A 12,272-nucleotide genomic window follows, 5' to 3' on the forward strand; every position below is an offset into this window, starting at 1 on the left:
AATAGATGGATCATTTACCTACTGGCTGGCTTTCCCTCGCCAACGGAAAGCCTCATACATTTTTTCCTCACCCATCATTTCATAACTCCCTACAAGAACGAAAAACGCTACCGATCTCTTTAGATGGAGAATCAGAAGTAGATCTCCCGATCAACCTTAATCCACCTCATAACTTACATCAGGTTGTTCCAACTCGATTACGTAAAAAAGAAGACGGAAAAATAGTAACTGGCCCGTTTATTGCGATCCTCAGCTCCGATAATCGATATCCATTTTCAGGGAATCACTATAACTTTCGGGATATTATTAAAATGGGGAAAAAAATGGGCGTTACCGTCTATGTAACTACCCCTAAATACCTCTCACAATCAGGAGACGTCGTAAAAGGGTATCTACTCGATAGTAAATCAAAGCGAATCAAGTGGATTCCATCTCTACTTCCAAGACCCAATGTGATCTACAACCGTATTCCGAGTCGAAAAGCAGAAAAACAAATGAGCGTTCAAGCTGTTTTACAGAAAATTAAACATTCATCTACTCCTATTTTTAATCCTCATTACTTCGATAAATGGACTTTACACAAACAGCTCTCCTCTGATGAAAACTGTGCCAAATACCTTCCTATCACGATGCGAATCGATCAAGAGTCCGTCTTACAAACACTCCTAACTTCTCACAATTCCATCATGCTAAAACCAGTTGAAGGCAAAGCTGGCATCGGAATGATGAAAGTTACAAAGAAACCAGCTGGATATGAATGTATCATCCAAACTCTACGAGAGAAGAAGCGTTACAATCTAGCTACTATATCAGACGTATGGCGCGTGATTTCTCCATATACTCAAAATCGCGCCTACATTGCTCAACAATATATCCCGCTCGCTCAATATGGAAATTGTCCATTTGATGTCCGGATGCTATTCCAAAAAAATATGACTGGAGAATGGGGACTTACAGGGATTGGAGTTCGGGTAGCAGGAGCAAAAGCGATCACTACACATGTTCCGATGGGCGGCCGAATTGAAAGTGCCGTGAAAGTGTTCACATCCATATTCGGTGATCAAGAAGCAAAAAAAATTCGCGATAAATTAGAAAGAATCGGTATCACGATTGCCAAAACCATTGAAAAGAAACAAGGATATCCCCTAGGTGAGATGTCGATGGATATTGGACTCGAAAGAACTGGTCGTCCGTGGTTCTTTGAAGCGAATGCGAAACCCATGAAATTTGATGAACCCAATATTCGCGAGAAATCTCTGCGTAGGTTGATTCAATACAGCCTCTATCTAAGTGAAAAAGCAAAAAAGAAGCAGGAGATCAAAGCATGAAAATAAGAACGCTTTCATCCGAAGAAGTAGGGCGCGCTAAAGATCCTCTCATCTCCTTTTTAAAAAAATATAGTGATGGTCGAATTACGGCAAAAGGAATTAAGTGGTTTCGGCAGTTACCACTTAACGAAGTGAAAGATGGGAACTGGGTAGCAGTTACATGGAAAGAAAACAAGATTGCAGGCACGATGATTATTGGAGATTATGGACGAAAAGAAGCGATGGTTGTTGTACACCCAGAGTTCAGAAAACATGGAGTTGCAGAAACAATGCTCAATCAAGCATTACAACAATTAGGCAAGGTTTATACGAGAGTAGCATGTGATAATATTCCGAGTTTAAAACTTTGTTTCTCATGTGGATTAAAAGCATTTCATCTCGTTAAAGGGCCTACAGGAAAGCCTACTTTATGGCTAGGCGGGGGAAACTTTGTAAAAGAAGAAATCGTACAATCAGAATCAGTTGGTTAAACGAAAAGAAAACCATTTATCCTAAATCCAATCGGATCAGTCGGATAAATGGTTTTACTATGCCAACCTTTTTATAACATTAACTCACTATTACTTAATTACTCTCTTCGCAAATAGGTACGTGCTCATCCAGTTGCTTAGTTTGTCGTAACGCACTCCACCTGGACCATAAGTATGAAGAATCTTACCATCTCCAGCATACATTGCTACGTGTGCAATCTGACCGTTTGAAGACTTTGTCTTAAAGAAGATCAAGTCACCTTTACGAAGCTGGTCTTTAGATACAGAAGTTCCTTGGGTAGCTTGTTGACGAGAACTACGTAGAAGTTTAATCCCGTTTTGACCAAAGATGTATTGTTGGAATGAAGAGCAGTCAAAGGTTCTAGTTTGACCCGATTTTGCTCCAAATTGATAAGGGGTCCCTAAGTACTTATTACCTGTTGCAATAATTTTATCTGCAAGTTGAGATCCTTGTGAAGATTCGTTATTTGTTGAACCTGTGTTGCCGCCATTTGATGGCTTATTTGTATCCGTTGAACCATTTGATGGCTTATTGTCATCAGTTGATGGTTTCGTTTCGTTCGTTGTAGAGTTACTCTTAAGAACACGTTTTGCACCGATATATGAGGCTGCCAACCATTTGGTGCTTAGACTATCATAACGAACTCCGCCCTGACCGTATGTGTGAAGAATTTTATTGTTACCTGCATAAATTCCAACGTGACCTACCTTACCCTTTCCAGACTTACTCGATGAGAAGAATAGAAGGTCCCCTACTTGCAAGTTTGACTTCGAAACAGGAGTTCCGACTGATGCGTATTGACTTGCAGAAGTTCTTGGAAGTTTGATTCCGTATTGTCCAAACACGTATTGTGTAAACGTTGAACAATCAAATACTTTCGTCTGGCCAGATGGTGCTCCATATTTGTAAGGAGTCCCCAGGTATTTTTCCCCGGTAGCAATAATCTTGTCAGCGAGAGTCACTGTAGATTGTCCACTCGTTACGGATGTACCTTTTTTGGTATCCGAGCCTTTACTCGCGAGAGCACTCGTTGTGTGGGTTGGGAACAGTGTAGCTAAACCTAAAGCAGAAACAGCAGTAGCAGTAACAGCAACTTTCTTGAAAGCTTTTACGTTAAGCATCAAATCCTCCTCAGGATATAAAATTTTATTCTTCGGTAAGGTTGTCCCCTCCGAAGTGATACCATCGTAACATAAATCAAACCTTGTTTAAGATGTAAAATTTACCACAATAAGTAAAATGACTTAATATGTACTGAAAAAAACTTCTTTCTCACAAAAATAAACCTCTTTTTTTAGTTCTTTTTGATACATTTGTGACGAATCTAGGCACAAGTGAATATACCTAGAAACATAAGTGTTTTTATGGATGGAAAGGAGTCTTGTCTAATGAAGAATCGTAAGCGTAAACCGGGTTCTGTCAAGCGCACTCTCTTCCCAAATATTGCCTTTGACGGGAATGAGCCCATTATTGAACCACACCATTCACCCTCATCAGAAGATCAAAGGTTAGTCACCTTAGATTTATCGAATAAAGCATCTTCTGAATGGCGGCCACTAAAAGAAAAAAACCTTACAAATAATGAGCATTCCTCCGAAGAAAAGCCAGATCTAAGTGACTATGACCTATCTCAAGAACTCTCTCTCTCTACTGGTCAATCTAAATCAGAAGAATTAGCTACACCAATTCATACCCGCAAGCCTAAAATCATTCCATCCCCTCCAGGAACCACCAGATTATCTATAAAAGATCAAATTCAAATCCATAGCTCTAAAGAACCGTACTTATACACAAACGATTTAACCGATGGGATTATCACAACGGAAAAAATCGCCAACCAAGCAGTAAACGCGTCCAAAATCAGAAGAGGCTCCATCCACCGAGATCATCTCATCAATGAATTAATCGACGAATTTAAAATTGCCTCTGAAGCGGTTACATCGTCCAAAATTGCTCCTAAGTCCATTCGCCAAGAGCATTTGGCAGAAGAAATGATCACGGGCGCCCATATTAAAAAAGAAACCATTACCACCAAACATGTACAACCACGTTCCATTCAATCAAACTTATTAGCAGATCGCTCCATTGACTCGTCCAAAATTCAGGAGTATGCCATTCTCGCACAACATATCGCACCAGGTCATATTGAAGGAGAGCATATTTCAGAGCAGGCGATCTCGTCCGAACAAATTAAAAATGGCTCAATCTCAACCGTTCATCTAACCAATCAAGCTGTCAATCATGCCAAGCTGGCCCATTCATCAGTATCCGCTGAAAAAATTCAATCCAATGCCGTCCACAATACACATATCCAAGAAGGTGCCATCACCGGAAATAAAATATCGGATCATTCCATATCCACAAATCACTTAACACAACAACTCATCCATGAACAACATCTACACAATCAAGCTGTCACAGCTGAAAAAATCGCTGATCTATCCATTCAACAAGAGCATCTCATTGATCATAGCATTCAAACACGCCATATTTCCTATCAATCTATCCATACTCCACATATTGCAAATCAGGCTATTACCCATGATTTGATCGCTCCAGAATCAATTGATGAAGGCATGATTCAAGACAAATGTATTCAACATTACCATCTCGCTCCTAACATCATCCATGAAGAACATCTCACATCTGAGATTATCGGAAAAAATCATATCCAGCCGCAGTCCATCATGGAACAACACATCCGCAATCAATCCATTTCTGGAGCCAAACTAATCGACCTTTCGATTACAGCATCAAAATTGTCTCCTGAATCCGTCTCCACTTCTAAGCTAATCAATCTATCCGTCACAACAGAAAAAATTGCCGATAAAGCAATCAATGGAGAAAAAATCGTTGATAAATCAATCCGCGGAGAACATATCATTCCTTCCTCCATTCAATCCTCACATATACATGAATCAGCGATTACAGCAAAATCAATCGCACACAATGCCATTCAAGCCGAACATATCGACCATGAGGCCATCTGTGAAGATCATATCGCCCCTCACACCATTGGCATCAAGCATATTCAAGAAAACTCGATTACAGAAAAGACCATCGCTCCTAAGTCCATTGGCAAAGATCATATACAAGAAGAGGCCATCTCCGAAGAACTCATTGCTCCCGATTCGATCTGCACACATCATATACAAGAAGAAGCCATCTCCGAAAAGCTGATCGCTCTTGGCTCCATAGGCACAAATCATATAAAAAAAGAAGCTATTACCGAAGAGCTAATCTCTCTTAAATCCGTGGGCACAAGTCACATACAACAAGAGGCTATTACCGAAGAGCTAATCTCTCCAAAATCCATAGGCACAAGTCACATGCAGATAGAATCCATCACAGAAGACCTAATCTCTCCAGAATCGATTCGCACAAATCATATTCAAGAGGAAGCTATCACTGAAAAACTCATCTCCTCTGATTCAATCAGCACTCGCCATATTCAAGAAGAGGCCATCACGGATAAGCTGATTGCCCCTTATGCCATCCACACAGAACACATGCAAGAAGAGACCATCACAGATAAACTTATTGCTCCTGACTCCATCGACACGAAACATATGAAAAAAGAGGCTATTACCGAAGAGCTTATTGCTCCTGATTCCATCGGCACCTATCATATTCAACATGGAGCGATTACCAAGAGCCATATCGCCCAACACTCCATCCAATCTTCTCATCTAGCTGAAAAATCGATCACAGAGGATTCCCTTTCTAATAGAAGCATCTCATCTAGACACGTCCAACCAGACTCCATTCAATCCTCACATATCGCAAACTACTCGATCGTAACCGAAAAAATCGCACCTCATGCCATTCAATCCCTACACCTCAAAGACTTCTCCATCAACGAAAATCACGTTCAACCAGGAGCTATTCAATATAGTCATCTCTCTCCACAGTTAAAAGAACAAATCGAGCCTTCCGTTTTCTCAGGAATCTGTCCGTTCACACTGAATAAAAACCAAAAGAGCATCCAAATTCACATTCCATTTTCGGTAGCAGATGATTATATCGTGGTAGCTATGACTGATCAGCCATCTTGTTTTGCAAGCTTGGATCAAAAAAGCTCAAGCAAATTCACGCTCAGAGTGCAACACGTAGGAACCAAGTCATCCACATCTACCTCAGGATATATCTCATGGATCGCTACTGTTCCCACCCACGCATCTACTCATACCATTACTGAGGATTTATTAAAAGAAGTTGTGGAAATATCCTCTACATCCCATGTACAAGAAGATAAACCTAGATCAGGAAAAACTTCTACTAATACAAAGAAATCTCCCACATCTCAAAAAGTAGATTCCTCTGACGCTGCAACGAATATATCTTCTTCTAATAAAGAGGATATCTCTCAGGAATCAGATCTGTCTGATGAAATCCTTACAGCAAATATTACTTCTTCTATTAAAGAAGATATCTTGCAAAAAGCAGACCCCTCTGATGAAATCCTTACAGCTGAAATCACTTCTTCAGATAAAGAAGATCGTTCAACCAAGTCTAAGTGGGATTAGATCTACCATTTCAATAACCGAAGCGGTTTCGTAATTCGCTAAACCGCTTCGGTTATTTTTTTCTCGTTAAAAAGACAGAGCCATGTAGAGTGAAGTGTACCTCACATAGCCCTGTCTTTCTATCACACATATCGCCGAATCACTTTTTTGCCATTAAAACTAAAAATCACATTCCTCTTCTCTACAATTGTCTCCATATGAACCGACTTACCCCAAAGCGCATAGACATGAGGCAATGTTTTTTCTAAATACTTCACATCTAATTCTACTCCCTCAAAGCGATGGGCGAGTAATAACTCTCCACTACTTTGATAATCCCCGTCTTTCACTAAAATAACAGGACTTCCTCCATTAACCCGACTCGCAACTAGCTCTTCACGCACGTTTTCCCACGCAGTATCCGTAACAATCCATTCGTTTCCTTTTTTTTCATATATATATAAGTCCAAGTCCTCTACTAATTTCTTCGTTAGATAGTTTCGTATAAAAGAAAGATCGGAATCAAGTTCTCTCACTTCAAAGATTTTCTTACGTCCACTCCCCGGAACTCTTCTATATAAATCTTGTTCTTCCCTCGTAGGATGATCCCATCTCTGTTCAATATCTTCAAACATCTTCAGCCCTAAGTAATATGGATTCAGCGAAGTGGAAGAGGGCTGGATCACAGAGGCATTTAGTTTCGCAAATTCAACAGTCTCTGCTTCATTCAGGTCTAACTCTCTCATAATCCGGATATGCCAGTAGGAAGCCCATCCTTCGTTCATCACTTTGGTTTCAATCTGTGGCCAGAAGTACAGCATCTCTTCCCGCATTATGGTTAAGATATCCTGCTGCCACTCGGTCAAATCTGGACTATGGCTCATGAGGAATAATAGAAGATCTTTTTGTGGATACTCTGGAAATGTTTTTTTCAATGACTCATTTACAGCAGGTTTAGGTGGTAACTTCGGAGAGTCCAAATTCCATAGATCATCATAGGGAGTCGTCTTACTAGTAGGTGGAGTTGCTTTAGATGAGGATGGATTTCGTGCCGATTTCCATAACGTGGGGTCAATATGCTCTTGAATCGCCAAGACATGATCGATAAAAGTCTCTACTTCCTCCTTGCCATAACGCAACTCATATTCACGAATTCGATCAGAGCTGGCAGACATCCGTTCCATCATATCTCTGGATGTATTACCAAAGCGAACGTTATTCTTGAAAAAGTCGCTATGCGCGAGGACATGCGCTACAATCAGCTTATTTTGCAGTAAGCTGTTTCCTTTTAATAAGAAGGCATAGCATGGATTTGTATTAATAACCAATTCATAAATCTTACTTAGATTAAAGTCGTACTGCATCTTCATCTTGTGATACATCTTGCCAAAGCTCCAGTGGGAAAAACGCGTTGGCATCCCATACGCGCCAAATGTATAAATGATGTCAGCCGGACAAATCTCATATCTCATCGGAAAGAAATCAAGACCAAATCCTTCTGCGATTTCCGTTATCTCTGCAATTGCCTTTTCAAGAGCTTTTTTTTCATGAGTCATCAGCAATCGATCCCTTTCCATGTAGGTTTTATACCGCTCATATCAGGTGCATCGATCTATCAACACAAATCATTATCTTTCTAAACATTATAACAAAAACAGAACATTCTTGACATACGGCGCGAATCTCTTTCTTACCAAAAAGTTAACATTGACATCAAAAAAGACGAGGAGTATAATTTCCGTGTCGTATAGACAATTTTATATTTTGTCTCTATTAGGTGAGGCTCCTATACGGAGAGACGCTACTGCCCAGCAATGTCGAGAGACGCCAATGGGTCAACAGGAAAGATCGGAGAGAAGGTCTTTCTTAATGTAGCTGGTCATAAAGACCTATGCCGTATAGTGCCAAAGCTCAAATGAGGGGGACAACTAGGGATTCGTTCTATTTGCTATTACTATTTGCTATTTCACAGCATTTTTTAGGACCCATCTCTCTTAAAAACCCTCATCAAATGGATTGAGAGTTTTTTTTATTCTATGCCTTTTGTGAGGAGGGGAACTATATGGACTACAACTTAGTTCAAAATCGGATTCAAACTGTACTGAGCACTAGCCCTAATTCAGCCGAATTATTAGAGGCAATCCAACCACTACAGCCGTATGATATCTCGCAAGTTATCGGTCATCTAGATGAGTCAGAGCAACTGAAACTGATTCCGAGTCTACCTATACCTATGGCCGCAGAATCACTCGAATACCTAGAACCAGAAGTACAATACAATATTCTCCAGCATCTCGACAACTCTATTTCTTCCTTATTATTGAAACAAATGTCAAGTGATGCAGTCGTAGATACGTTGCTCGCGATTCATCCCTATCAAGCAGAACGCCTCTTACGCCTTCTATCAGAAGAATACCGGCTACAGATTAATAAACTGATGTCCTACCCGGAATATACAGCCGGCAGTCTCATGACCGTCGACTATATCTCTGCTAGAGCATACTGGAGTTGTGATCGCACCCTAGATCATATTCGAAAAGTAGGGCATGAAGCCGAAATCGTCTCTTACATCTATGTCACCAATGTTCGGGGTGAATTAGTCGGGGTCGCCTCGTTGAAAGAAATGATTTTAGCTAGTCGAGATACGACAATCGGGACCATCTCAACAGCTGAACTCATTTCCGTACCCGCTGAGATGGAGCAAGAAGAAGTAGCGAAAATCTTATCTCGCTATGATTTATATGCACTACCAGTCGTGGATACCCAAAAACGTCTCGTTGGCATTATCACACACGATGATGTAGTAGATGTATTAGAAGAAGAAGCGACTGAAGACTTCCAAAAGCTCGGAGGTAGCCAGCCGCTAGAAGAACCCTACTTCAAAGCAACTGTCTGGAATCTCTACAGCAAACGAATTATATGGCTACTCGTTTTATTTGCTGGAGGAGCCTACACATCAACTGTGATCGAATCCTATCAATCCGCTCTAAATCAAGTCGTAGCTCTCTCTTTCTTTATCCCCCTTCTCACAGGGACAGGTGGGAATACAGGCTCACAGATCGTCACTACTCTCGTTAGAGCTCTCGGAGTAGGAGAAGTTCACTTTTCAGATGTGTTTCGCGTAATTCGTAAAGAATTAATCACAGGATCTCTTATAGGAGTCTCTCTTGGAATCATCGCTTTAGCCCGATCATGGATGATGGGCGTAGACATCAACGTGACCTATGTCGTTGCAGTCTCTGCCTTATGTATCGTGCTTTGGTCATCACTGGTATCCTCGTTTTTACCGCTCATGCTTCATCGTCTCAAAGTCGATCCCGCCGTCGTATCAGGGCCACTCATTACGACTTTAGTAGATGGAACAGGACTCATCATCTACTTCACAATGGCTCAGTTCATTTTGCATATCTAACTCTCATTGATTATTTTTAAAAACGCATAGGAGTGATCTTATGGACAGTTCCAGTCCTAGGTTGCGATCTAAAATGAATCCCAGAAAACAAATGGAGAACTAACTAGTTGAGAATGATCTCATCCTAAACTAGTTGTTCTCCATTTCTATTTATAAAAAGCAATATCTATTAATTATAATTTTTTAAATTAATTTATTTTTTGATCTAATACAAATTGGTGGTGAATTCCCAACCTTTTGCGTGTATGATATAGCTATAGTTACAACATTAAAGAGGAGGCTTACCCTTTTGAAGCGTAATTTTCTTACTATTCTCACTGTGTTTGGACTTGTTACCACCACAGCTGTCGGCTGTAATACCGATGCTGGAGGGAATAACACCATCAAAATAGCAACACAAAGCCCGCTTTCCGGAAGTAGCTCCACCTTAGGGGAAGCGATTAAATTGGGAGCTCAGCTAGCACTGGAAGAAAACCAGGAAAAGTTCAAGAAACTCGGCTTTACTCTACAGCTTGTTCCTTTTGATGATCAAGGAGATCCAAAAGTGGGTGTGTCAAACGCACAAAAATTAGCAGCTGACCAAAGTATCCTCGGGATTGTAGGACACTTAAACTCAGGTGTGGCCATCCCTGCCTCATCCACTTATGAAAACAATTCCATTGCGATGGTTTCACCAGCTAACACAGCTGTGGAATTAACTGAACAAGGGAAAAAATCAGTAAACAGAATCGTGGCGCGTGATGATTTCCAAGGACCTGCCGCTTTTGGATTTGCAACAGACCATCTCAAAGCAAAAAATATTTTCATTATTCAAGATAAATCAGCCTATGGACAAGGACTTGCTGAAAATTTCAAAAAAGTAGCCGAGAAGAAACAGGCAAAAATCGTTGCTTATGAAGGAATTACCGTAGGTGAGCAAGACTTTAACGGTGTTTTGAACCAAGTAGTAGCCAAAAAGCCTGATCTCATCTACTTCGGTGGACTTTATGGGGAGGGCGGCTTACTCGTGAAACAAGCCCGTGAAAAAGGGATTAATATCCCCGTTATGGGTGGCGACGGTTTCGATAGTTCTGATATGGTCAAAATTGCTGGCAAAGGGGTAAAAAATACATTTTACACCTCGGTAGCAGCTGACATCTCCAATACCCCAGAGGGACAGAATTTCGTAAAAAAATACCAAGCAAAATTTGGTGACAAGAAATCAGTTCAATCCTTCTCCTACTATGGATATGACAGTATGGGTGTTATCCTCAAAGGTCTAGAAGACTCCATCACGAAAAATGGAAACAAAAAACCAACCCGTGAGCAGGTTAGAGATGCTATTCGCGCAGTCCAAGACTTTCAAGGAATCGCAACCAAAATAGGCTTTGATGCGAAGGGTGATAACAAATACGCAAAAGTATTTGTCTTCCAATTTGAGGACAAATACCCCGGAAAACAGGTTGGAGCTATAGAGAAACAGTAGTCCTTTTTTCTATGAGATGAAGGATCACACCTTCATCTCTTTTTTACAAAAAAACTTATAAAACTATACGTTCTAGAAAGGAATTGACCCTTATGCAAGAGATCCTCTCCACACTACCTCAGGTACTCTTGGACGGTCTGACCCTCGGTGCCATTTATGCAGTTGTTGCTCTTGGATATACCATGGTATACGGAATTTTGGAACTCATCAACTTTGCACACGGTGAGATTTTTATGGCAGGAGCCTTTATTGGAACAGCCCTTTTATTTGGCTTTGTGGACATTGGCCTTGCTTTGAACTGGGTAACCTTGATACTCGTTCTCATTTTTGCTTCTATCTTAACAGGTATGATCGGCGTCGGGATTGAACGCGTCGCTTATCGCCCCCTCCGAACAGCCCCCAAACTCATTCCTTTGATCTCGGCTGTCGGAATCTCCTTTATCCTTCAAGACATCGTCCGATTTATCGCAGAGTACAAAACAGGAAACTACATTGTTACAGGACAAACCATCTTCGAAAATAAGATTGCCATCCCTGCATTTTCGGTAGGTGGATACGAAGTTCATGCATCCGCTATCAAATCAAATACTGTGATTGTAATCGGAATCGCAGTTCTAATCATGATTGTACTCGATATCTTCGTAAACCGTACCAAGTGGGGAATCGCCATGCGTGCTGTCGCTCAAGATCGCGCTACAGCAGCTTTAATGGGGATAAATGTAAATAAAGTGATCTCACTCACCTTCTTTATCGGTTCGGCGATCGGTGGAGCAACCGGCGTTCTCTATGCCCAGCAATATGCCACCATTAATCCTTTTATCGGCTTCATCTTGGGATTAAAAGCGTTTACCGCTGCTGTTTTAGGGGGGATAGGGAATATCCGTGGAGCTATGTTTGGTGGGCTTTTAATTGGTTTATTAGAAGTATTTGCAGCCGCTAACTTAGGCATTCTGACCGGTGGAGCCCTAGGCGCTGAGTATAAAGATGTATTTGCATTTATCATTCTCATACTAGTCCTCATTTTTAAACCTGCAGGCCTCTTTGGTCAAGCAGTAAAAGAGAAAGTGTAG

Annotated in this window: 8 protein-coding genes and 1 riboswitch; of the genes, 6 read left to right on the top strand and 2 right to left on the bottom strand. The window is 40.9% G+C overall.

Annotation, left to right across the window (positions count from 1 at the left end):
* Positions 1 to 5 precede the first annotated feature (5 nt).
* Both BT147_RS10845 and BT147_RS10850 read left to right on the top strand, forming a co-directional pair.
* Positions 6 to 1,328, top strand: a complete 1,323-nt coding sequence (locus BT147_RS10845; protein ID WP_083426523.1) for a YheC/YheD family endospore coat-associated protein — start codon at positions 6 to 8, stop codon at positions 1,326 to 1,328.
* A complete protein-coding gene (locus BT147_RS10850) occupies positions 1,325 to 1,798 on the top strand; it encodes a GNAT family N-acetyltransferase (RefSeq protein ID WP_072334977.1) in 474 nt (157 codons plus the stop codon). The genes BT147_RS10845 and BT147_RS10850 overlap by 4 nt, the downstream gene beginning before the upstream one ends.
* Positions 1,799 to 1,888: 90 nt before the next feature.
* Here the strand turns inward: BT147_RS10850 and BT147_RS15580 are convergent, their stop codons facing one another.
* On the bottom strand, positions 1,889 to 2,941 hold the full coding sequence (locus BT147_RS15580) for a C40 family peptidase (protein WP_072334980.1): 1,053 nt from the start codon (positions 2,939 to 2,941) through the stop codon (positions 1,889 to 1,891).
* A gap of 267 nt (positions 2,942 to 3,208) precedes the next feature.
* Here BT147_RS15580 and BT147_RS10860 point away from each other — a divergent pair, with 267 nt between their 5' ends.
* The gene (locus BT147_RS10860; protein WP_072334983.1) at positions 3,209 to 6,346 is read left to right on the top strand and encodes a WIAG-tail domain; all 3,138 of its coding nucleotides are present in this window, start codon (positions 3,209 to 3,211) and stop codon (positions 6,344 to 6,346) included.
* Positions 6,347 to 6,468: 122 nt separating this feature from the next.
* Here BT147_RS10860 and BT147_RS10865 read toward each other — a convergent pair whose 3' ends face one another.
* Positions 6,469 to 7,884: a SpoVR family protein gene (locus BT147_RS10865; RefSeq protein WP_143187987.1), complete on the bottom strand. Its 1,416-nt coding sequence runs from the start codon at positions 7,882 to 7,884 to the stop codon at positions 6,469 to 6,471.
* A 203-nt stretch (positions 7,885 to 8,087) separates the two neighbouring features.
* Positions 8,088 to 8,255, top strand: a riboswitch (M-box (ykoK) riboswitch).
* A gap of 132 nt (positions 8,256 to 8,387) precedes the next feature.
* On the opposite strand from BT147_RS10865, the gene mgtE reads away from it, so the two are divergent.
* The 3 genes from mgtE (at position 8,388) to BT147_RS10880 (ending at position 12,272) form a co-directional block, all read left to right on the top strand.
* On the top strand, positions 8,388 to 9,737 hold the full coding sequence (gene mgtE / locus BT147_RS10870) for a magnesium transporter (RefSeq protein WP_072334989.1): 1,350 nt from the start codon (positions 8,388 to 8,390) through the stop codon (positions 9,735 to 9,737).
* 289 nt (positions 9,738 to 10,026) lie between these two features.
* Positions 10,027 to 11,202 (top strand): branched-chain amino acid ABC transporter substrate-binding protein, encoded by a 1,176-nt coding sequence (locus BT147_RS10875; RefSeq protein ID WP_143187985.1) that lies wholly within the window; start codon positions 10,027 to 10,029, stop codon positions 11,200 to 11,202.
* A 92-nt stretch (positions 11,203 to 11,294) separates the two neighbouring features.
* Complete coding sequence (locus tag BT147_RS10880; RefSeq protein WP_072334993.1) at positions 11,295 to 12,272, top strand: branched-chain amino acid ABC transporter permease; 978 nt, start codon at positions 11,295 to 11,297, stop codon at positions 12,270 to 12,272.

It is taken from the genome of Thermoactinomyces sp. DSM 45891 (assembly GCF_900119485.1).
Taxonomy (GTDB): domain Bacteria; phylum Bacillota; class Bacilli; order Thermoactinomycetales; family Thermoactinomycetaceae; genus Baia.